Below are 22,660 nucleotides of genomic sequence, written 5' to 3' on the forward strand. Positions count from 1 at the left end.
CCCTATGGCCAGCCTTCCCCCGATCGCGAACAATCCCGACATCCGTTTCCTCGGCACGCTGCTCGGCGACGTCATCCGCGCCTACGGCGGTGACGCGCTGTTCCGGCGGATCGAATATATCCGGTCAACCTCGGTCGATCGCGCGCGCGGAGTGGTGGGCGCCGACGCGATCGACCCTGGGCTCGAGCGGCTGAGCCTCGATGACACGCTGTCCTTTACGCGCGGCTTCATGCTGTTTTCGATGCTTGCCAACCTCGCCGAGGACCGGCAGGGCGTCGCGACCGAGCAGGATGCCGATCTCGCCGCCGCGATCGCCCGGCTGAACGCCGAGGGGATCGGCACCGACGCGGTGATCGACCTGCTCGACCACGGCCTGATCGCGCCGGTGCTGACCGCGCACCCGACCGAGGTTCGGCGCAAGTCGATGATCGACCATCGCAACCGGATCGCCGACCTGATGGCACTCAAGGATCGCGGACTCACCGCGACGGCCGACGGCGACGATGTCGACGAGGCGATCACGCGCCAGATCGCGCTTCTGTGGCAGACGCGCGTACTGCGGCGCGAAAAGCTCTACGTCGCCGACGAGGTCGAAACCGCGCTTTCCTATCTGCGCGACGTATTCCTGCCCGCGCTGCCCGCGCTTTACCAGCGCTGGGACCGCGCGCTCGGCGAGCGCAGCCCGAACTTCCTCAAGCCGGGAAGCTGGATCGGCGGCGATCGCGACGGCAACCCCTTCGTCACCGCCAATTCGCTGCGCACCGCGCTTGGCCGCGCGTGCGAGGCGGTGCTCAGTTTCTATCTCGACGCGGTCCACACACTCGGCGCCGAACTGTCGATTTCGAGCGAACACGCCGCGATCGACGCCGCCGTCACCGAATTGGCCGATGAGAGCGGCGACGATGCACCGAGCCGCGCCGACGAGCCGTACCGGCGCGCGCTTACCGGCATCTACGCCCGGCTTGCCGCCACCTACACCCATTTCACCGGCAAGCCTGCCCCGCGCCACGTGACGCACGAGAGCACGCCCTATGCGACCCCGGCCGAACTGCGCGCCGATCTGGTCGCGATCGCGCACGGGCTGGGCGGCAGCGGCGGCGGCAAGCTCGGCTCGGGCGGCGCGCTCGGGCGGCTGATCCGCGCGGTCGAGACCTTCGGCTTCCACCTCGCCGTGCTCGACATGCGGCAGAATTCGGCGGTGCACGAGCGCGTCATCACCGAATTGTTCCGCGTCGCAGGCATCGAACCCGATTATGCTGCGCTCGACGAGGACGCGCGCGTCGCGCTGCTGCGCCGCGAACTCGCCAATCCGCGCCCGCTGGCGAGCCCCTACGCGGCCTATTCGGACGAGACGCAATCCGAACTGGCAATCATCAAGGCCGCCGCGGAGGCGCATGCGCGATACGGCAAGGAATCGATCGTCAATTATTGCGTCTCGATGGCGACCTCGGTCTCCGATCTGCTCGAAGTCAATCTGCTGCTGCTCGAAGCCGGGCTCTACCGGCCGGGCGAGACGCCTGAAGCCGATATCATGGCGGTGCCGCTGTTCGAGACGGTCGCCGATCTGGAGGCCGCACCGCAGGTGATGGCCGACTGGTTCGCGCTGCCCGAGATCGCCACGATCACCGCGGCGCGCGGGTATCAGGAAGTGATGATCGGCTATTCCGATTCGAACAAGGACGGCGGCTACATCACCTCGACCTGGCAATTGTCCAAGGCATCGAGCGCGCTGGCGCCGGTGTTCGCGGCGGCGGGCGTCAGGATGCAATTGTTCCACGGCCGCGGCGGCGCGGTGGGGCGCGGCGGCGGATCGGCGTTCGCGGCGATCCGCGCGCAGCCGCCGGGCACCGTCCAGGGCCGCATCCGCATCACCGAGCAGGGCGAGGTGATCGCCGCCAAATACGGCACCCGCGAAAGCGCAATGGTCAATCTCGAGGCGATGGCCTCGGCGACGTTGCTCGCAAGCCTCGAACCCGAGCGGCTGTCGGACCGCGATTACGATCGCTTTTCCGGCGCGATGGACCGGCTGTCGGATACCGCCTTCCACGCCTATCGCGATCTCGTCTACGGTACCGACGGCTTCACCACCTTCTTCCGCCAGATGACCCCGATCGCCGAGATCGCGGGGCTCAAGATCGGCTCGCGCCCGGCGAGCCGCAAGAAATCCGACCGGATCGAGGATCTGCGCGCGATCCCCTGGGTGTTCTCATGGAGCCAGGCGCGCGTGATGCTGCCCGGCTGGTACGGCGTCGGGCAGGCGATCGCCGCGTTCGACGACAAGGCGCTGCTCGCCGAGATGGCCGAAGGCTGGCCGCTGTTCGCCGCGAGCCTCGCCAATATGGAGCAGGTGCTCGCCAAATCGGACATGGGCATCGCCGGCCATTATGCCGGGCTGGTCGAGGACGAGGGCCTGCGCGACCGCGTGTTCACGCAGATCCGCGACGGCTGGCGGGCGACGCATGACGGCCTGCTCGAGATCACCGGCCAGGCGCGGCTGCTCGAAAAGCATCCGAGCCTCGACACCTCGATCCGGCTGCGCCTGCCCTATATCGAGCCGCTCAACCTGCTCCAGATCGAACTGATGAAGCGCCACCGCGCGGGCGAGGATGATCCGCGGATCGGCGAGGGCATCCTGCTCTCGATCAACGCGATCGCGACGGCGCTCAGGAACTCGGGGTAACGCGCGAATACCCTATCCGCAATCGCCTGACCTACCTCGTCATGCCGGACTTGTTCCGGCATCCAAGGCGCCACAAGCGAGGCCGCTGCCGGAGGCGCGTTGGACCCCGGAACAAGTCCGGGGTGACGGGAAGTTTTATAGCTCCGCCCCAAACGATAATTCAGCCGCCCGTCTCCACGCGCCGCGTCGCGAGCGGGACGTCGCACACGCTTGCACCGATCGCGACCATCGGTGGATCGGGCCGTTCGCGTTTGGCGATCGCGAGGCCGAAGCGCGGATTGTCCGCCGCGCGATACTCGTAATGCGGACGCTGGGCGGCGGGGATGTCGCTGGCCAGCCGAACGCTGGCGAGCGGCGTGCGCTCGGCCTCGGTCGCGTAGAAACCCATCTCGGCCCCGCTGCGCGGCAGCGCGGACAGATATTGCATCCCCTCGATGATCCGCCCGACCACCGTATAATTGCGATCGAGCCGTCGCGCCGACTGGCCGATAGGCGTGAACAATTCAGCCCCGGTGCCGGTATCGGGCGATACGTCGCGCGCGACCCCGACCATGCCGTAGCAATGCGTGAGCCACGCCGCCTTGCCGTCGGTGGCGACCGGCCAGCCGTCGGCGGTGATCCCCGAGGCGGTCGAATAAGCGTCGGCCTTGCGCATCCGTTGCGCGGGCGCAAAGCCCGCGATTTCATATTCGGCCGCGGGCCGCGCGACGATATCGGCGGGCAGCGGCTTCTTCTCGGTCGGATCGCCCCATTGCGCGACCCAATTCTCCTGCACGCGGTAGACGCTCTCGCCGTCCCACCAGCGCGCTGCCGCCAGCCGCTTGAGGTTGGCGACATGCTCGGGCGCATAGGCCGACGCGAGCCGGATCACGACCCGATGTCCGTCGCCGAGCGTCATCACCATCAACTCGTCGTCGGGGATCGGCTTCCAGTCGGCGGCGATCGGGTCGGAAGGCGCGGGCACGGCGGCGGCCTGCGCGGCGGCGAGCAGAACGAGCAAGGGAGCGATCATGGCGGCGACCATGCCCGGCGCCGGCGCGGGTGGCAATCGCCGCGCTTGCCGATCGCATCGCCACCCGCTAGGCGGCGCGTTCCAGCGATGCGGAGCGGTGGCCGAGTGGTCGAAGGCGCTCGCCTGGAAAGTGAGTATACGGCAAAACCGTATCGAGGGTTCGAATCCCTCCCGCTCCGCCAGGACCCCCTCCATAGGGGTCCACAGAAGTCCACCCGGATTGACGTTTTTCCTCTGAAATCTGACGTTTAGCGGATCAGGTCGGCCACAGTCGTCCGCACGCCTCCACTCATGGCGTGGTTCTGATTCGTGGTCCCGGCACCGGAAAAACGTGGTCTCGGAGATGACAATGTTGAGCGACGCAAAAATCCGCGCAGCCAAGGCGCGCGACAAGGCATACAAGCTGACTGATAGCCATCGGCTCTACCTTCTGGTGAAGCCCAACGGCTCGAAGCTCTGGAAATGGAACTACGCCTACGACGGTAAGCAAAAGACGATGGCCTTCGGCATCTACCCGATGGTCAGCCTTGTGAACGCTCGTGCCAAGCGTGATGATGCCCGTGCCTTGCTCGATGAGGGGAAAGACCCGTCCGTGGTCAAGAAGCTGCGGATCGAAGCCAATCTCGAAGCAGGTCGTAATACCTTCGAGCGCGTGGCGCGCGAGTGGCATGAGAACGCAAAAGCACAATGGGCAGCAATCCATGCCGACGATGTTCTGCGTAGCCTGGAACGGGACGTGTTTCCGCTGATCGGCGATCTGCCGATCTCGGAATTGACCGCTCCCAAAATCCTTGAGGCGCTGAAAAGCATTGAGGACCGGGGCGCGATTGAAACCGCCAAGCGGGTTCGGCAGCGTATCTCCGCCGTGTTCGTTCATGCCATCGCCAAGGGCATTGCCGAAAAAGACCCCGCCGAGAAGCTGGGCGCGGTATTGAAACCGCTCCGCAAAGGACGCCAACCGGCCATCACCGATCTTGGACGTTTGCGGCAGATGATAAACGATGCCGAAGAGGATTATGCTCGCCCAATCACCCGTCTTGCACTTCGGTTGCTGGCGTTGACGGCGGTGCGGCCTAACGAAATCCGGGGTGCGCGTTGGGAGGAGTTCGAGAACCTGAATGACGCAGAGCCGCTATGGCGTATCCCGGCCGCCCGGATGAAAGGCGACGTTGAGCGCAAGAACGAGATCGGCGGCGATCATCTTGTTCCTCTGGCTCGCCAAAGCGTCGAAGTGCTGCGCGCGCTATGGCCTTTAACCGGCAGCGGCGCCTTGCTGTTCCCCAGCAATCGCCACGGTCATCGGCCTATGAGCGAGAACGCGATCGGCTATCTGCTCAACCGGGCGGGCTATCATGGGCATCACGTTCCGCATGGATTTCGTGCGGCGTTCTCGACGATTATGAACGAGTGGGCGGAGCGGAACGGCAAGAAGCATGACCGGCAAATCATCGACCTGATGCTGGCGCATGTTCCCAAGGAAAAGGTCGAAGGAGCATACAACCGGGCTGCCTATCTGGAACGGCGTCGCGAACTGGCCGTGATTTGGGCAGACAAGCTGATAGCAACCCTGCCGCCGCCAACCGTCCTTGTTCACCGGCCGGCAAAGAAAACCGGCGAGTTTTCGCGGCGGCGAGTTCCTGCTGAACTGCCAGATGATTTTCGCTTTCCGCAGGTTACGTTGGCAGGATGAAATTGCCGAAGCCCGTCAAATGTGAAGAAAATCTGACAGGTTCTCGGTGATGCTGCTCACACTGTTCGTGCTGCCGACGCAACGCTCGCTGTGGCCGCCGCGAGACGACGGTGCCGGAAACCGGAGAGAAGGAGCTGCTAGCAAGGAACGATGCGGTCCAGCTGGGCTGACCGGCTGGATCGTCACCTTGCGGCAGGACGGAACGGCAGATGGGTAAAACGACGCCATCCAGGAGGGCGGCAACCACATCCTATGACTGATTGAGCCAGAAGACTTTAATTGCTGCGCATAGCGGACACGAAAGTGCTGGCGCCGGCGTTCGCAAGCAAGTTGCTCGACCCCGCATCTAGAACCAGAAGCGAACACCGGTCACGAAACTGGTCGCGTGAACATCTTCGCCTGCAAGGCGGGCAAGCCGTGCGGTGCCCCCAGTCTTTTGAAGATAGGAAATACCGACATAGGGCGCGAACTGGCGACTGATCTCGTAACGCAGCCTGCCGCCCAGCTCGAAGTTGACCAATCCCGAACCGATGTCGTTTTCCGGCACATTCTGCGCCGAGAAATTCAGTTCTACACTCGGTTGAAAGACGAGACGTTGTGTAATGCGCTGATCGTAATAGCCTTCGACCCGGCCGAGCAGATCGCCCTTTGTGGAGAGGAATAATGCGCCTTCCACCTCGAAGTATCCGGGAGCCAGCCCCTCGAAGCCGATGGTCGCATATGTGCGATCGGGACCGCGTCCAAAGTCCTGCCGGACACCGCCCTGAAGATTGAAATAAGGATCGATGGCATGGCTATAGAGCGCCTGGACCTCGGCCGTGTCGATGCCGCGCCCAAATTCGCCTTCGCCTTCGCTTTTGATCCACAGGCGATTGATGTCACCGCCATACCAGCCTTCGCCTTCCCAGCGGTATCCGTCGTGCCCCTTGTTGGCCTGGTATTCGAAGATGTTGAGCAGCAATTGGCTGAAGGTCGGCTCCTTCATCATGGCGGAACGGGCCTGCGCCATCTCCGCTGCCGGAAAATCGCGATCGGCATAATGGTCAGTCGGGGCCGGCGGCGGCGGTGTATTGCCGACCGGCAACGCGGTTCCGACCATCTGCATGCCGGATGCGCCGCTCATGTTATGCCCGGAATGGTCCATGCCTTCCATGTCAGACATGTCCTCCATGGTTCGCGTATCTGCGCTCTGGGGCGCCGGTGACGCGGCAGTATCATGACTGAAATGATCCATGCCCGGCATGTCGTCCCGTGCCGGCACTGGCTGGTCAGCTTGTGGCGCGTCCTGTTTGGGCTTCTCAGGCTGTGACGATTGCGCGCCCGGCGTCTGCATGCCGTGCATCGAATGATCCTGCGCGATGGCGGGCGTGGTCGCCATGAATGCCGTCATGCTGACGATCATCGGGAGATGCCGGATCATTGCACGCCTCCCCGCGGGCGGACGCTTACGATACGCATCATACCCGCGTGCATGTGGTAGAGCAGGTGACAGTGGAAGGCCCAATCGCCGACCGCATTGGCGGTGAAATCCCAACTCACCTTGCCGCCGGGCTGGACAATGACCGTATGTTTCCTGGGCGAGTGATCGCCATGGCCGGTGACCAACTCGAAAAAGTGGCCGTGAATGTGGATCGGATGACCCATCATCGTGTCGTTGATGAGATTGACGCGCACCCGCTCGCCCTCGGTAAAGGGGATCGGCTCATGCACATCGGACATCTTCTTTCCGTCGAACGACCACATGAAGCGCTCCATGTTGCCGGTGAGATGGATGTCGATGCTGCGGCTGGGTGCCCGGACGTCGGGGTTTCTCTCCAGCGCCATGAGATCGCGATAGACCAGCACCTTGTGGCCGACATCTTCCAGCCCCTGGCCCGGCTCACCTGTGCGATCGACAGGCATCGGGGATATGGTCTGAACGCCGGGGTTGCGATCGACTTGTGGCGCGGCCGAGAAGTCGCGCATATTCATTGCGCCCATCTCATGCCCGCCAGCGCCATGGTCCATGCCCGCCATGCCGCCGGCCATGCCAGAATGGTCCATTCCGGCCATGGACGAGTGATCCATCCCCGACATCGCACCGTGATCCATGGCGGAGGGCGCGGCGGCGATAACCGCAGCACTGAGGCGTCCCGAAGCGTTCTGCTCGGCGCTCGGGTCAACGCCACGCGCGCCGCCGCCAGTCATGTCCATGCTTTCCATGCCAGGCATGGAGGACATATCCATGCCCATATCCTTCATGGTTGCCACCGGCCGGGGGCGCAGCGGCGGCACTTCGGCGGTCATGCCAACGCGCGGAGCCAGCGTGGCGCGCGCCATGCCCGAGCGGTCGATCGCCTCGCCCACGATCGTAAACGCCTTGTCTTCGGCCGGCGTGACGATGACATCGTAGGTTTCGGCAACCCCAATCTGGAACTCGTCGACCTCCACGGGCATGACATTCTGCCCATCGGCCTGCACGATGGAGAGCTTCAGGCCGGGAATGCGGCAGTTAAAGGTGGTCATCGCCGAAGCGTTGATGAAACGCAGACGAACCCGCTCGCCCGGCGTGAACAGCGCGGTCCAGTTGTCGAAGGGGCCATGGCCGTTGACGAGATAGGTATAGGTCGATCCAGTCACATCAGAGATGTCGGTGGGGTCCATCCGCATCTGGCCCCAATCGAGGCGTTCATTGAGCGCCTGATCGCGTCCCGAAAACAGCCCCGCCAGGGTCTGCCGCTGAAAGTTGAAATGGCCGGGGTCGACCTTGAGACGACGAAAAATCGCTTCGGGGCTGAGCGGGCTATGATCGGCCAGCACGATCACATGCTCGCGGTTATAGGCAATCGGATCGGTCCCGGCCGGGTCGATGATGATGGGCCCGTAATGCCCTTCCTGTTCCTGAAGACCCGAATGGCTGTGATACCAATAGGTGCCGCTCTGCATGACAGGGAAGTCATAGAGATAGTTCGATCCCGGCTTGATGCCGGGGAATGAAACGCCCGGCACGCCGTCGTCCTTCGCTGGCACGAGCAATCCGTGCCAGTGGATTGAGCTGTCCTGTTCGAGCTGGTTGACGACGTTGAGCCGAACCCGCTGCCCTTCGCGGAGACGCAGCAGTGGCGCTGGCACCGTTCCGTTGATCCCGATGGCGCGGAACGGGCGACCATCGATCGTCATCGACTGACGAGCTATAGTGAGCGTGATGTCTTCGCCGGAGAGCGTGGGAAGCGTTGGGCGCAGCCCCTCGGAGGCAGTCTGTGCCCAAGCAGGAAACCATTGCGCCAGTGCCAGGCTGCCGCTGGCGACTGCGGCGCCACGCATGAACTGACGGCGGTCCAGAATTGTATTCATTGATGGCGGCTCTACTTAAATTCGAGGGGGTTATTTCGAATACGCAGCGAGACCGCCGCCCCCTCAGATTTCTTTCAAAATTTCCGCGAGGCGCGTCCTGGCGCGGTAAAGCCGGGTCTCGATGGCCTTTTGACTGATGCCCAGGATTTCGGCCGTCTCCGCTTCCGATCGCTCTTCTATCGTCCGCAGGATCAAGACCTCCTTGAGCGTGGCCGGCAACGTAGCAATCGCTTCCATTGTGCGCGCAAGTTCTGCTTTCGCACCGATTGCGTGATCGGGCCACGGCGTTTCATCCGCGACATCGTGCGCTTCCCCGATCGGCAGCGCGAAAGCAAACATCCTTCTAACGGCGCGACGCCGGTGCCAGTCACGGCATTTGTTTATCACAATGCGCGAAAGCCAGGCACGGAAGGAGCGCGCGGTGTCGTAACGGCGCAATGCTGCAAAGGCGGCAACGAAGCTCGCTTGAGCGAGATCTACAGCCTCGTCCGCGTCCCGCACATGACTATATGCGAGGCGATAAACCCAGGACTGATGCCGTCGCACCAACTCGGCAAACGCTGCTTGCCGGCCCGCCAACGCCAGAGCTGCAAGCTCCCCGTCCGAGCAGCCGGGGAATGCAAGGGTCACTGCTTCTTTGCCGTGAGCGCTTTCACGACTGCGGCGTCGAACCTCGACGTCTGATCGGGCCTGAGAACGGCGCGCATCGCAAAGATGTGCTGCAACGTCTCTTTCTGCAATTCGCCCATAGACTGGTGCGAACGATCGACGGCGGCGGCGACCTTCGGGCCATAGCCATGCTCGGCCTCGATCGCCTCGGCCAACCGCGCATTATCCGCGCGCAACTGGGACTCCAGCGCCTGTCGGCGAATGGCATAGTTATTCTCAATGACGTCGAGACGGGCGCGTTGCGCGTCATCGAGCTTCAGATCGCGATGCAACAGCTCATGGAGTTCCGTCTCAACGGGACGGTCAGGCACCACGAAAACACGGCCGATCACCACCCCCGCGATTGCCACAGCGAAAGTCAGCAGGACCAGCAGAACGAGGCGGCGGCGGTTGTGCATCATTGCGCTCCGAGCAAGGTCGAAGGCGCGAGCGCCTGATTGGCATCGAACGGCGAGATCGGAGTGGCATCAGCCGGTGATGCAGGAACGGCAGCGCCGGCAATCCCGACGACCAACGCCATTACCGAAGCAAGGCCAAAAGCCGTCGCGCCGAGACTTGGCGCCGTTTGGATACCGGCGATCTCCGCCATCACCCTCGCGTCGAGACCATCAAGCCGGGAATCGAGCGGCGCATCGCGCAATCGGGCGAGCAATGTTTCGACGTCAGTCACTTTCATTCTCCGTCTTCATCTCAAGACTACGCAGCGCCATGGAATAGCCCTCATCCACTGACGTGTGAAAATTTTTGAGGGGGCAGCTCTTCGACTGCGTATCCCATCATACCTACCGTAAAGGAGTCCGTTTCATGCCTTCTCTTCGTGGTCTTTCCATCGCCGCGATCGCCGCGGGCGCGCTGTTCGCCTCGCCAGCGCTCGCTCACCCCAAGCTCGTGTCTACAACGCCTGCGGCCGACGCCAGCGTCGAAACTCCCTCCCGGATCACGCTGACCTTTAGCGAGCAGTTGATGCCGAGGTTGTCTGGCGTCGAGGTCATCATGACCGGAATGCCGGGTATGCCCAATCACCGCATGGCGGTCACCGGGTTTCAGACATCAACCGGCGCGGACGGGAAAACGCTGATCGTCGCACTCCCGCGGCCGCTTACGACGGGCAGCTATCAGGTTACCTGGCACGCGGTGTCGGCCGACACACACCGCATCGAAGGCAATTTCGCTTTTGCGGTGAAGTGAAGCCGTGACGGACATTGCGATCATCGCGATCCGCTGGGCGCTCTACATCGATCTGGGCCTGCTTTTCGGGCTGCCCTTGTTTGCCCTCTACACCTTAGGGGGAGACCGGATTGAGCGTGGATATCTGCCCATCGCCGCGATGATCGCTATCCTTGCGCTGATCGGCGCGGTCCTGTCCGTTGTCGGTTTTGCGATTCAGGCTGCTTCGATGGCGGGTCTGCCGCTCCTGCACCCTGACTTTGCGCTATTGCGCGATCTTCTTGGAGGGACGGCGCTCGGCACGGCCTTGCAGGTCCGGCTCGCTGCGTTGCTGGTCCTGCTGCTGTGTGCAGCACTATATGACCGGGCACCAAGGGCGGTCACGATCACGGCCGGAGTGGCCGGCGCGCTGGCGTTGGGCACTCTGGCATGGTCGGGCCATGGAGCAGCGGGCGAGGGAAACGCTGGCTGGGTGCAGCTTGCCGCCGACCTTGTGCATTTGTTGGCTGCTGGAGCCTGGTTAAGTGCGATCGCCGCGTTTTTCACGCTTGTCGCCGGCAAGGCCGTGACGGCGGATATACAGCGCGTGCGGATCGCGGCCCTATGCCTGCGCGGCTTCGCGATCACCGGCACGGTGCTCGTCGGCTTGCTCCTCGTAACGGGAATTGGCAACGGCATCTTCCTGATCGGGCCTGCTCATATCGCCTCGCTTTGGCAGTCGACCTATGGTCTGCTTCTCCTTCTAAAACTGGCGTTGTTCGCGGCGATGCTCGGGCTTGCCGCGCTGAATCGGTATCGTCTGACGCCGGCCCTCAGCCTCGCGATCGAACAGCGCGATACCAGGCTCGCGCTCCAGGTTCTTCGTCGAAGTCTGCTGATTGAGGGAGGCCTCGCAGTGATCATCTTCGGTCTCGTGGCATGGCTGGGCACGCTGGCGCCGCCGATATCGAGCTGAGGAGATTAGCTATTGACCCTGACATGATGTCAACCCTTACATCGGGAGGCGTCGAAAGGAATTAAGCGATGGACAAGGCAACACCTGCGGCGCACGGACACGGCTGCTGCGGCAACCACGGCGCCGGAAAACCTGCCTCGGGCGTAAAGGACCCGGTGTGCGGTATGACCGTCGATCCTGCGACTGCCGCGCATCGTGCTGACCACGATGGCGAGACATATTATTTTTGCAGCGCTGGCTGCCGTGAGAAATTTGTCGCTGATCCGGCGTGCTATCTGAATCCTGCTTCCGCGCCCAACGACGACGCGGCGGCGGGCACGATCTGGACTTGCCCGATGCACCCCGAGGTCCGCCAGGATCATCCGGGCGCCTGTCCGATCTGCGGCATGGCGCTGGAGCCGGCACAAGTAACGGCGGATGCCGGGCCGAGTCCTGAGCTTATCGACATGACGCGGCGTTTCTGGATCGGCCTTGCGCTGGCCATTCCGGTTTTCGCGCTGGAAATGGGCGGGCATCTTTTTCCGATACTGCACCATCTCATTCCCATGCAGGTTTCGATATGGGTGCAGTTCGTGCTGGCAACCCCGGTCGTGCTCTGGGCCGGGTGGCCCTTCTTCGAGCGCGGTTGGGCATCGCTCAAGACGCGCAACCTCAATATGTTCACGTTGATCGCGATGGGGACCGGCGTCGCCTGGGCTTACAGCGTCGTCGCAACGCTGGCGCCGCAGATATTCCCCCCTGCCTTTCGCGGGAACGATGGCATGGTCGCCGTTTATTTCGAGGCGGCGGCGGTCATCACGGTTCTTGTCCTGCTGGGGCAAGTGCTTGAGCTGCGCGCCCGCGAACGCACGTCCGGCGCGATCAAGGCGCTGCTCAATCTCGCTCCACGGACGGCGCGGCGTATTGCCGCCGATGGCAGCGAGGAGGAGGTCAGCCTCGATCTCGTGGCAGTCGGCGACCGCTTGCGTGTGCGTCCGGGGGAGAAAGTGCCCGTTGACGGGATCGTCGAAGATGGCCGCTCTTCGCTCGATGAATCCATGGTGACGGGGGAATCGATGCCCGTCACCAAGGCGAAGGACGACAAGGTCATCGGCGGCACGCTGAACCAGACCGGCGCGCTCATCATCACTGCCGACAAGGTGGGCCGTGACACGATGCTGGCCCGGATCGTCCAGATGGTCGCTGAAGCGCAGCGCTCTCGCGCGCCGATCCAGCGCATGGCGGACCAGGTTTCAGGCTGGTTCGTCCCCGCTGTCATTCTCGTCGCGATCCTCGCTTTCGCGGGCTGGAGCATCTGGGGACCGGAGCCGCGCTTCGCCTATGGTCTTGTCGCCGCCGTCGCCGTGCTCATCATTGCCTGCCCCTGTGCGCTCGGCCTTGCCACGCCCATGTCGATCATGGTCGGCGTCGGTCGCGGCGCGAGCATGGGTGTCCTCATCAAGAATGCCGAAGCGCTGGAGCATATGGAGAAAGTCGACACGCTTGTTGTCGACAAGACCGGCACGCTCACCGAAGGACGCCCCGCCGTCACCGAAATCCTGTCAGCTTCTGGATTTGAGGATGCGGAAATCCTGCGGCTCGCCGCATCGGTCGAGCGCGCCTCAGAGCATCCGCTCGCACTGGCGATCGTCGAAGCCGCGAAAGAGCGCGACATCGCGCCGGCCGAGGTCAGCGATTTTGATTCCCCAACCGGACGCGGCGCCCTCGGCGTCGTGGATGGTCGCCGGATCATACTCGGCAATGCCCGCTTCCTTGCGGACGAAGGGATCGCAGCTGAAGCACTTGCCGCACAGGCCGATACGCTGCGGCGTGACGGTGCGACGGCGATCTTCATCGGTGTCGATGGCAAGGTGGCTGGCGTCTTCGCGATTGCCGATCCGGTCAAACAGACAACACCGGAAGCTTTAGCCGCTTTGAAAGCAGAGGGCATCCGGGTGGTGATGCTGACGGGCGACAACCGCAGGACAGCGGAAGCTGTCGCCAAACGCCTGGGTATCGATGATGTCGAAGCCGAGGTTCTGCCGGACCAGAAAAGCGGCGTAGTCGCCCGTCTCAGGGACGAAGGACGTGTAGTCGCCATGGCTGGCGATGGCGTCAACGATGCGCCGGCGCTGGCTGTGGCCGACGTGGGCATCGCCATGGGTTCGGGCACTGACGTGGCCATCGAGAGCGCAGGCGTGACGCTGCTGAAAGGCGATCTCACCGGAATCGTGAAGGCGCGGCGGTTGTCCGAGGCAACCATGTCCAACATCCGCCAGAACCTTGTCTTCGCGTTCATCTATAATGCGGCTGGCGTGCCGGTGGCAGCCGGTGTGCTCTATCCGGTGTTCGGCATCCTGTTGTCGCCGATTATCGCGGCGGCGGCGATGGCGCTCTCATCGGTGAGCGTGGTTACGAACGCCTTGCGGCTGAACCGGCAGGTCATATGAACATCGGCCATGCCTCGGAAGCGAGCGGGGTCTCCCAGCGGATGATCCGCCATTACGAGAAGATCGGGCTGGTGCCGGCGCCGGCGCGGCGCGACAGCGGTTATCGCGATTATTCGCCATCGGATGTGCATCGCCTGCGCTTCATCGCCAATGCGCGTGATCTGGGCTTCCCCATTGAGGAAATCCGCACATTGCTGGCGCTATGGAGCGATCGCAGCCGGTCGAGCGCGGAGGTCAAGGCGCTGGCCAGCGCGCGTGCCGCAGAACTGCACGGCAAGGTCAAAGCGCTCGAAGCGATGCGTCGCACCTTGCTCGATCTTGCCGAGCGATGTCACGGCGATGCGCGCCCCGACTGCCCGATCATCGACAGGCTAGCCGATGCCGACAAGGGACAGGTGGACAGATGAGCATCCACTAGCATCGTCGAGGTGCAGGAGATCGATCCGATAAATGCGGTCCTCGCACGCAAATAAAATACGCGGAGGAACTTTGAGCACATAAAGCTCGCCATGATGCCGCCCATTTGTGCAGGGAGCGGGCGTGGTGGGGACAAGGAGAATGCAAATGAGACCCATCAAGGCATTTCTGACGGCAGTTGCGCTCGCCGTGCCGGCAAGCGCGCTGGCAGCGCAGCAGATCGCTGTCCACCGCGATCCTGGATGTGGATGCTGCGAGCAGTGGGCGGTGCAGGTGCGCGCGCAGTTCGGCCGGCAGGTTCAGATGACGGATGATACGAACCGAGCCGCGCTCCACCGGCGCTACGGCCTGTCGCCGGACCTTGCCTCTTGTCATACCGCGATTATCGACGGCATCGTGTTCGAAGGACATGTGCCGATCGCCGACATGAAGCGCGCACTCGCGCAGCGCCCGCGCGGAGTGACCGGTCTGGCCGTCCCCGGCATGCCGCTCGGTTCGCCGGGCATGGAAGTCCCCGGTCAGCGGCCGCAGTCCTTCACCGTCGTCGCCTTCGGGCCGGGCGGCAAGAAGGTTTTTGCCCGCCACAACGGATAGAGAGCACTGCGATGCACAGCGAAACCCTCTCAAACCACCGGCACGACCACATCTTCCTCGGCGACGCCCACGACGAGCATGAACGCCGAACGCGTTGGGTGGTAGCGCTGACCGCGGCGATGATGGTGATCGAGATCGCCGCCGGATGGATCACCGGTTCGATGGCGTTGCTGGCCGACGGACTGCACATGGCGACGCATGCCGGAGCGCTCGGTGTAGCGGCGCTCGCTTATGCTTTCGCGCGGCGCCATGCCGATAATCCGCGCTTCACCTTTGGAACCGGTAAGGTCGGCGATCTCGCGGGCTTCGCGAGCGCTCTCATTCTGGCGCTGATTGCGCTCGGCATCGGCGTCGAGTCTGTCGGCCGCCTGTTTGCGCCCGCCAAGGTTGACTATGCACCAGCGTTGTGGATCGCGGGTCTCGGGCTCGCGATCAACCTCGCGAGCGCCTGGCTGCTTGGTGGCGGACATCATCACGGTCAGTCGCACGATCATGTCCATGGTGACCACCATGCGCATGCCGACAACAATCTGCGTTCCGCTTATGCGCATGTGCTCACCGATGCGCTGACATCGGTGCTCGCGATCGTCGCACTGCTCGCGGGTCGCTTCCTTGGTTGGGTGTGGATGGACGCGGCGATGGGAATCGTCGGTGCGCTGGTCATTGCCCGCTGGTCCTGGGGACTGCTGCGCGATACCGCCGCGATTCTGCTCGACGTCTCCACCAATCCGGCGCTGGAGTCGGAGATCCGCGAGGCGCTTGCCGATGGTGATGCGCAGATCGCCGATCTCCATGTCTGGCGCGTCGGTCCGGGCCGCTACGCGGCGATCATTTCGCTGGTGGTCGCCGACCCGCTCGCCCCGGCCGATTATGCTGACCGCCTGAAAATTCACGAGGAACTCGTCCATGTGACCGTAGAGGTGCATCGCTGCCACGGCACCCATCGCCGATTGCGCAAAGTGGCATGACCGCCGGCGGAAATCCCTCCTTTTCGTTGCCGCTCCCGCGCCGATCGGCTAAACGTAGCACGTCGTGAAACGCGCGCTTCCCCTCCTGCTCCTCCTTGGAGCGCTGTTCGGCTTGCTGGGAGAACAGACCGTAGCCACTGCTGCGCCCGTCTCAGTGGCCGCAGCCGCGCCGGCTGCCGCAATGAGCGCCGACTGCATGGAGATGATGGGCCAGCATCCCGCCAAACAGGAGAAGAAGCCCTGCAATGGCCTGACGCTCGATTGCATATTTGCGATGGGCTGCGCGCTGCCGCTCCTGAAAGACCCAGCTAAGCTGGTCGGCTCCACGCCCATGGTGAGCAAACAAGACTATTGGTCTATCTCGTCCGCGCTCCTCGGGCACGATCTCACTCCCGAGCCCGAACCCCCCATCATCCTCGGCTGATCGCCGCCGGGCGCGCCGCGAACGCGGCGCCCGCATGGTCGCGGGCCATTCGCCTCGCGTCCGGCCAGTTCCAGATCACCTAAGGATATTCGTCATGAAGACGTTCACGATTGCCGCCGCGCTCGGCGCAGCCTTGCTTGCCCCCGCAACCGCCTTTGCCGCTGACAGCCCGCAGGAGCGAGGCTCCGGCCACTATGAATGGCGTGACGCGCCACAACCCGGCCCGCGCAGCACCGGCCCGACGCACAAGCGGGTCTGGGTGCCCGATCATCCGCAGATGGCGAACTGCGACTGCGACATGATGAAGATGAGCGCCGATGACTGCATGAAACCCATGCAGCCTGGGAGCGCCGCACCGTCGGCCAGCTGAAGGCTGGCTCTCTGGCCGATTGTGCCGGGCCGGATATCGGCGCCGGCGGAGCCGCGATGCTCCGCCGGTGCAGCGGTTGACCGCTCTCTCGCGCATCGGTCGCTTCCGAGCAGGAAATTTCCATGCGACTGCTGTTTTTCGCGCCGCTCCTGGCGGCGATACCTGCGGCGGCTTTCGCCGATCCGCTAACCTTTGATGAGGCGCTGGCGCGCGCGGCGGATGAAGCGCCATCGCTCCAGGCGCGTGCGCTGGCCGTCGACGCCCGCCGCTCCGCTGCGACGGCCGCCGGCCAGCTTCCCGACCCCAGACTTGGAGTTGCGCTCGACAATTTTCCGGTCTCGGGGCCGCCTGCCTTCACCTACGCCGGCGAGAGCATGACGATGGCGCGGGTCGGCATTAGTCAGGACGTGCCCAATCTCGCCAAGCGCCACGCGCGCACCGGCCGCGCTGAGGCCGATATCGACGTCGCCGAGGCTGACCGTGTCGTTGAAGCGCGCGAAATCCGGGTCGCAACCGCACTTGCCTGGATCGATCTCGCCTATGCCGGGCAACGGCTGACAGCGATCAACGACGTGCTCGGCCGCCTGAGCGAACTGGCGCCGGCCGCAGTGGCCGGCATGGCGTCCGGCACGTCCCGCCCGGCGCAGGCTCTCGAAATCCGCCAGGCGATCGCGGACCTCAAAGACCGCCGAAGCCAGGTTGTCGCGGATGTCGCGCGGGCCACGACAGTCCTCGCGCGCTGGACCGGCGATCCCCATCCCGAGACTGAAGGCATGATCCCCGATTTCGCTGTCGATCCCGACAGGCTGCGCGGCGCGATCGAGCACAATCCGACTCTCCTTGCCGCCATAGCCCGCACAAGTCAGGCTGAGGCAGGCGTGACCGTCGCACGCGCCGAGAAGCGTCCTGATTGGAGTTTCGATCTTTCTTATGGGCGGCGCGCCGAGCGCTACGGCGACATGGTCTCGATCGGCGCGACCGTCACACTGCCGTTGTTCACCAGCAAGCGTCAGAATCCCATGATCGATGCGAGCATCGCCGATGCGGGCGCCGCGCGTGCCGATGAGGAAAATGTCCGCCGTGGCCTTATGGCCGATCTCGACGCGGGGATCGCCGATCATCTGATGCATCATGAACAATGGCAGCGCGCCCGCGATACGCTGCTGCCGCTCGCCCGCCAGCGCGCCGATCTGGAAATCGCCAGCTATGCCGCCGGGCGGGCCAGCCTGACCGACATGATTGCTGCCCAGGCGATGCTCGCCGACGCTTCTCTGTCCACCCTCGACCGCGAAGCGGCAGTGGCGCGCGATGCCGCCCGGCTCGTGCTGACCTATGGAGATGACCGATGATGACGATTGAACTTTCCCGCCGAGCGCGGCTTGGCCTCGCGGCGGCCACGCTCGCACTCGTCGCGGGCGCGACCGGTTACGGCATCGCAACATTGATCCATCCGGGCGACATGCCGGCTGCTGCCGAGGGCGGCCGCAAGGTGCTCTACTGGTATGATCCGATGGTGCCGTCGCAACACTTCGACAAGCCCGGCAAGTCGCCCTTCATGGATATGCAGCTCGTTCCCAAATATGCTGACGAGGCAGGCGGGGAAGCCGGCATCCGCATCGATCCGGCGCGCGCGCAGAATCTTGGGATCAGGGTGGTTGCAGCCGAACGGGGGACGCTTTCAAGCGCGCTCACGGCGACCGGCACGATCGATTTCAACCAGCGGGACGTCGCAATTGTTCAGGCGCGTAGCGGCGGTTTCGTGAGCCGCGTCTATGCCCGCGCACCCGGAGATGTAATCGGCGCGGGCGCGCCACTCGCCGACCTGCTCGTTCCCGAATGGGCGGGGGCGCAGAGCGAGTATCTGGCGGTCAGGCGCACCGGCGATGCGGCAATGATAAGCGCTGCGCGGCAACGCCTGACACTGCTCGGCATGCCGGCGGGCACTATCGCCGCAGTCGAACGCGGCGGACGCCCGCACAACATTGTGACGCTCTCCGCGCCATCCGGCGGCGTAATCAAGACGCTCGGTGTGCGCGCTGGCATGACCGTCGCTGCGGGCCAGACTCTTGCCGAGGTGAATGGGCTCGGCACCGTCTGGCTCAACGCCGCGGTGCCCGAGAGGATGGCGGGCCAGCTTCGTCCCGGCCAGACGGCCAGCGCGACGTTGACCGCTTACCCCGGCGAGCGCTTCGCGGGGAGGATTGCCGCGATCCTGCCGAGCGTTGAAGCTGAGAGCCGCACACTCACCGTTCGGATCGAACTGGCCAACCGGGGCGGGCGTCTCCGTCCCGGCATGTTCGCCAATGTCGATTTTGGCGGCAGCGAACGCACAGGGCTGCTCGTTCCCACCGAGGCGGTGATCCGCACCGGCCGCCGGACTCTGGTCATGCTCGCGCTGAGCAATGGCCGCTACCAGCCTGCCGAAGTGCGGATCGGCAATGAGAGCGACGGACAGTCCGAAGTCCTCGCGGGGCTGTCCGAAGGCGAGAAGGTGGTGGCATCGGGCCAGTTCCTGCTCGATTCCGAAGCGAGCCTGTCGGGCATGGAGGCCCGGCCGATCGGCGGCATGGCTCCGGCCTCCGCGCTGACCAGGCTCTACGAGACTAGCGGCCGGATCGAAAAGATCGACGCCAATGGTGTCACGCTGGCCCACGGCCCGGTGCCGGCGCTCCAATGGCCGGCGATGACGATGACCTTCCGGCTCGGCGATCCGGCGCTCGCCCGCGGGTTCAAGGCCGGGGACCGGGTGCGCTTCGGTTTCGATCAGCCGCCGCAAGGGCCGACGCTCCGGAGCATGACGCGCGAGGCAGGCCAATGATCGGCGCGCTCATCCGCTGGTCGGCGGCCAACCGGCTGTTCGTCGTGCTTGGCGCGCTGGCACTGGTCGTCGCCGGCTTCGCAGCGCTGCGTGCGACCCCGATCGACGCGCTGCCCGATCTGTCCGACACGCAGGTCATCATCCGCACGTCATGGCCAGGCCAGGCACCGCAGATCGTCGAAAACCAGGTCACCTATCCGCTCACAACTACCATGTTGTCGGTGCCGGGGGCAAAGACTGTCCGGGGCTACAGCTTCTTCGGCGACAGCTTCGTCTATGTCATCTTCGAGGATGGCACCGATCTCTATTGGGCGCGAAGCCGCGTGCTCGAATATCTCAATCAGGCACAGGGACGCCTGCCAGAAACCGCGCGAAGCGCGCTTGGCCCCGACGCGACCGGCGTCGGCTGGGTCTATGAATATGCGCTGGTCGATCGCACCGGCGGGCATGATCTGTCGCAGCTCCGCAGCCTGCAAGACTGGTTCCTGCGCTACGAACTGAAGAGCCTGCCCGGCGTCGCCGAGGTCGCCAGCATCGGCGGCATGGTCAGGCAGTATCAGGTCGTGCTCGATCCCGTGAAGTTGGCCGCTTTCGGCGTGACGCATCAAGAGGCGGTTTCCGCCATCCAGAGAGCCAATCAGGAAGCTGGCGGCGCGGTGGTCGAACTGGCCGAGGCCGAATATATGGTCCGCGCTTCGGGCTATCTGAAGACGCTCGATGATTTCCGCGCGATCCCGCTCCGCACCGCTGCGGGCGGCGTGCCGGTGACGCTGGGCGATGTTGCAACGATCCAGATCGGCCCGGAGATGCGGCGCGGCATTGCCGATCTCGATGGAGATGGCGAGGTTGCGGGCGGCGTCGTCATCCTGCGCTCGGGCGCGGACGCACGTGCTACCATTGCGGCGGTGCAGGCCAAGCTTGAGGAATTGAAGAAAAGCCTGCCCGCTGGGGTCGCGATCGTGCCCACCTATGATCGCTCGCAGCTGATCGATACGGCGATCGAGAACCTCTCCCACAAGCTCGTCGAGGAGTTCATTGTCGTTGCGCTCGTCTGCGCGCTGTTCCTCTGGCACGTCCGCTCGGCGCTGGTCGCGATCGTAACATTGCCGCTGGGCGTGCTTGCAGCCTTCATTGTCATGCACGCGCAGGGGGTGAGCGCGAACATCATGTCGCTGGGCGGGATCGCGATCGCGATCGGTGCGATGGTCGACGCCGCAATCGTGATGATCGAGAACGCGCACAAGGCGATCGAGCGATGGGAGCACGAGCATCCTGGCGAAACGCTCGAAGGCTCTGCGCGCTGGCGCGTCATCACCGATGCTGCGATCGAGGTCGGCCCGGCGCTGTTCTTCTCGCTCCTGATTATCACACTGTCGTTCGTCCCGGTGTTCACGCTCCAGGCGCAGGAGGGCCGGCTGTTCGCGCCGCTTGCCTTCACCAAGACTTACACGATGGCTGCGGCCGCCATCCTGTCGGTAACGCTCGTTCCCGTGCTGATGGGCTGGCTGATCCGGGGCAAAATTCCATCCGAACAGGCCAACCCGGTCAACCGTGCCCTCACTGCGGCCTACCGTCCGGCGATCGACTGGGTGCTGAAGCGCCCCAAGACAACGCTCATAATCGCCGCACTGGTGTTCGCGACCACCGCCTGGCCGGCGTCACGACTCGGCGGCGAGTTCCTGCCGGCGATGAACGAAGGCGACCTGCTCTATATGCCTTCGGCGCTGCCCGGACTGTCGGCCGCCAAGGCGTCCGAGCTGCTCCAGCAGACTGACCGCATGATTAAAACCGTGCCCGAGGTGCAGAGCGTGTTCGGCAAGGCCGGCCGCGCCGAAAGCGCGACAGATCCGGCGCCGCTGGAAATGTTCGAGACGACGATCCGGTTCAAGCCCCGCGACCAGTGGCGTCCGGGCATGACGCCGGAAAAGCTGATCGACGAACTCGACCGGGCGGTGAAGGTGCCCGGCCTCTCCAACATCTGGGTGCCGCCGATCCGCAACCGGATAGATATGCTGGCGACCGGGATCAAAAGCCCGATCGGGGTCAAAGTGTCGGGCAGCAATCTCGCCGAGATTGATCGCATCGCGCGGGATATCGAAGGGGCCGCCAAGACGGTGCCGGGAGTCAGCTCGGCGCTTGCCGAGCGGTTGACTGGCGGGCGTTATATCGATGTCGATATCAACCGTGCGGCAGCGGCACGCTATGGGCTCAACATCGCCGACGTGCAGGCGATCGTCTCGGGCGCGATCGGCGGCGAGATTGTCGGCCAGACCGTCGAAGGACTGGCGCGCTATCCGATCAGTGTGCGCTATCCGCGCGAGCTGCGCGACAGCCCGGAGGCGCTGCGCGCCTTGCCGGTGCTGACGCCCTCGGGCCAGCAAATCACGCTCGGCACCGTTGCGCGGATCGGGGTTGCCGATGGGCCGCCGATGCTCAAGACCGAGAACGGTCGTCCCTCGACCTGGGTCTATGTCGACGTGCGCGGGCGTGATCTTGCCTCAGTCGTGTCCGACCTTCGGACTGCGGTCGGCCGCGACGTGCGGCTCTCGCCCGGCGTCTCGATCGCCTATTCGGGCCAGTTCGAATATCTCCAACGCGCGCTCGACCGGCTCAAGCTGGTGGTGCCAGCGACGCTCGCGATCATCTTCCTGCTGCTCTACCTGATCTTTCGGCGCGTTGGAGAAGCGGCGCTCATCATGGGCACGCTGCCCTTTGCGCTGACCGGCGGCTTCTGGATTCTCTATCTGCTCGGCTACCACCAGTCCGTCGCAACCGGGGTCGGGTTCATCGCGCTGGCGGGCGTATCGGCCGAGTTCGGTGTGGTGATGCTGATCTACCTCAAGCAAGCCCTCGACGAGCGCGGTGCCGCGCCGCAGTCCGATCAGGTAGAGACGGCAATCCGCGCGGGAGCGCTGCTGCGTGTCCGGCCCAAGGCAATGACGGTCGCGGTGATTATCGCCGGCCTGCTGCCGATCCTGATTGGTAGCGGCGCGGGCTCGGAGATCATGAGCCGGATCGCCGCACCGATGATCGGCGGCATGCTCACCGCCCCCTTGCTCTCGATGTTCGTCATTCCTGCCGCCTATCTGCTGATGCGGCAGCGCTCGTGTTCAACCCAAGAAAAGGAGATCTGA

19 protein-coding genes and 1 tRNA gene are annotated in these 22,660 nt (G+C 64.2%); 14 read left to right on the top strand and 6 right to left on the bottom strand.

Annotated features, from left to right (window positions below; genetic code table 11):
- Positions 1-4: 4 nt before the first annotated feature.
- Complete coding sequence (gene ppc / locus DFR49_RS11420) at positions 5-2,680, top strand: phosphoenolpyruvate carboxylase (RefSeq protein WP_119035854.1); 2,676 nt, start codon at positions 5-7, stop codon at positions 2,678-2,680.
- Between the two features lie 160 nt (positions 2,681-2,840).
- Here the strand turns inward: ppc and DFR49_RS11425 are convergent, their stop codons facing one another.
- A complete protein-coding gene (locus DFR49_RS11425) occupies positions 2,841-3,692 on the bottom strand; it encodes a peptidylprolyl isomerase (RefSeq protein WP_119036390.1) in 852 nt (283 codons plus the stop codon).
- Positions 3,693-3,783: 91 nt separating this feature from the next.
- Between DFR49_RS11425 and DFR49_RS11430 the strand changes: the two genes are divergently transcribed.
- A tRNA-Ser gene (locus DFR49_RS11430) sits at positions 3,784-3,874 on the top strand.
- Between the two features lie 167 nt (positions 3,875-4,041).
- Positions 4,042-5,382: a tyrosine-type recombinase/integrase gene (locus tag DFR49_RS11435; RefSeq protein WP_107394571.1), complete on the top strand. Its 1,341-nt coding sequence runs from the start codon at positions 4,042-4,044 to the stop codon at positions 5,380-5,382.
- 346 nt (positions 5,383-5,728) lie between these two features.
- Here the strand turns inward: DFR49_RS11435 and DFR49_RS11440 are convergent, their stop codons facing one another.
- The 5 genes from DFR49_RS11440 to DFR49_RS11460 all read right to left on the bottom strand — a co-directional run bounded on the left by DFR49_RS11440 (position 5,729) and on the right by DFR49_RS11460 (position 10,060).
- Positions 5,729-6,802, bottom strand: a complete 1,074-nt coding sequence (locus DFR49_RS11440) for a copper resistance protein B (RefSeq protein ID WP_107394570.1) — start codon at positions 6,800-6,802, stop codon at positions 5,729-5,731.
- Entirely contained in the window at positions 6,799-8,715 is a 1,917-nt protein-coding gene (locus DFR49_RS11445; RefSeq protein WP_107394569.1) for a copper resistance system multicopper oxidase, read from the bottom strand. The genes DFR49_RS11440 and DFR49_RS11445 overlap by 4 nt, the downstream gene beginning before the upstream one ends.
- Before the next feature lie 63 nt (positions 8,716-8,778).
- Positions 8,779-9,345, bottom strand: a complete 567-nt coding sequence (locus tag DFR49_RS11450) for an RNA polymerase sigma factor (RefSeq protein ID WP_107394568.1) — start codon at positions 9,343-9,345, stop codon at positions 8,779-8,781.
- Complete coding sequence (locus DFR49_RS11455) at positions 9,342-9,782, bottom strand: periplasmic heavy metal sensor (protein WP_107394643.1); 441 nt, start codon at positions 9,780-9,782, stop codon at positions 9,342-9,344. Before DFR49_RS11455 ends, DFR49_RS11450 begins: the two co-directional genes overlap by 4 nt.
- Positions 9,782-10,060 carry a hypothetical protein gene (locus tag DFR49_RS11460; RefSeq protein ID WP_245896724.1) on the bottom strand — a complete coding sequence of 93 codons (279 nt, stop codon included), beginning with the start codon at positions 10,058-10,060 and terminating at the stop codon, positions 9,782-9,784. The genes DFR49_RS11455 and DFR49_RS11460 overlap by 1 nt, the downstream gene beginning before the upstream one ends.
- A gap of 128 nt (positions 10,061-10,188) precedes the next feature.
- Between DFR49_RS11460 and copC the strand changes: the two genes are divergently transcribed.
- The 11 genes from copC (at position 10,189) to DFR49_RS11515 (ending at position 22,660) form a co-directional block, all read left to right on the top strand.
- On the top strand, positions 10,189-10,572 hold the full coding sequence (copC, locus tag DFR49_RS11465; protein ID WP_107394567.1) for a copper homeostasis periplasmic binding protein CopC: 384 nt from the start codon (positions 10,189-10,191) through the stop codon (positions 10,570-10,572).
- 4 nt (positions 10,573-10,576) lie between these two features.
- Positions 10,577-11,506, top strand: coding sequence for a copper homeostasis membrane protein CopD (copD, locus tag DFR49_RS11470; RefSeq protein WP_107394566.1), 930 nt, complete (start codon positions 10,577-10,579; stop codon positions 11,504-11,506).
- Between the two features lie 68 nt (positions 11,507-11,574).
- Positions 11,575-13,935, top strand: a complete 2,361-nt coding sequence (locus tag DFR49_RS11475; RefSeq protein ID WP_107394565.1) for a heavy metal translocating P-type ATPase — start codon at positions 11,575-11,577, stop codon at positions 13,933-13,935.
- Positions 13,932-14,342 (top strand): Cu(I)-responsive transcriptional regulator, encoded by a 411-nt coding sequence (cueR, locus tag DFR49_RS11480; protein WP_107394564.1) that lies wholly within the window; start codon positions 13,932-13,934, stop codon positions 14,340-14,342. Before DFR49_RS11475 ends, cueR begins: the two co-directional genes overlap by 4 nt.
- 157 nt (positions 14,343-14,499) lie before the next feature.
- A complete protein-coding gene (locus DFR49_RS11485; protein ID WP_424538717.1) occupies positions 14,500-14,946 on the top strand; it encodes a DUF411 domain-containing protein in 447 nt (148 codons plus the stop codon).
- An 11-nt stretch (positions 14,947-14,957) separates the two neighbouring features.
- Positions 14,958-15,914, top strand: coding sequence for a CDF family Co(II)/Ni(II) efflux transporter DmeF (dmeF, locus tag DFR49_RS11490; protein WP_107394562.1), 957 nt, complete (start codon positions 14,958-14,960; stop codon positions 15,912-15,914).
- 64 nt (positions 15,915-15,978) lie between these two features.
- Entirely contained in the window at positions 15,979-16,338 is a 360-nt protein-coding gene (locus DFR49_RS11495; RefSeq protein ID WP_107394561.1) for a hypothetical protein, read from the top strand.
- Between the two features lie 94 nt (positions 16,339-16,432).
- A complete protein-coding gene (locus DFR49_RS11500) occupies positions 16,433-16,708 on the top strand; it encodes a hypothetical protein (protein WP_107394560.1) in 276 nt (91 codons plus the stop codon).
- A gap of 122 nt (positions 16,709-16,830) precedes the next feature.
- On the top strand, positions 16,831-18,057 hold the full coding sequence (locus DFR49_RS11505) for a TolC family protein (protein WP_107394559.1): 1,227 nt from the start codon (positions 16,831-16,833) through the stop codon (positions 18,055-18,057).
- A complete protein-coding gene (locus DFR49_RS11510) occupies positions 18,057-19,526 on the top strand; it encodes an efflux RND transporter periplasmic adaptor subunit (protein ID WP_107394641.1) in 1,470 nt (489 codons plus the stop codon). The genes DFR49_RS11505 and DFR49_RS11510 overlap by 1 nt, the downstream gene beginning before the upstream one ends.
- Positions 19,523-22,660 carry an efflux RND transporter permease subunit gene (locus DFR49_RS11515; RefSeq protein ID WP_107394558.1) on the top strand — a complete coding sequence of 1,046 codons (3,138 nt, stop codon included), beginning with the start codon at positions 19,523-19,525 and terminating at the stop codon, positions 22,658-22,660. The genes DFR49_RS11510 and DFR49_RS11515 overlap by 4 nt, the downstream gene beginning before the upstream one ends.

Source organism: Hephaestia caeni, assembly GCF_003550065.1.
In the GTDB taxonomy this organism is placed as follows: Bacteria; Pseudomonadota; Alphaproteobacteria; order Sphingomonadales; family Sphingomonadaceae; genus Sphingomonas; species Sphingomonas caeni_A.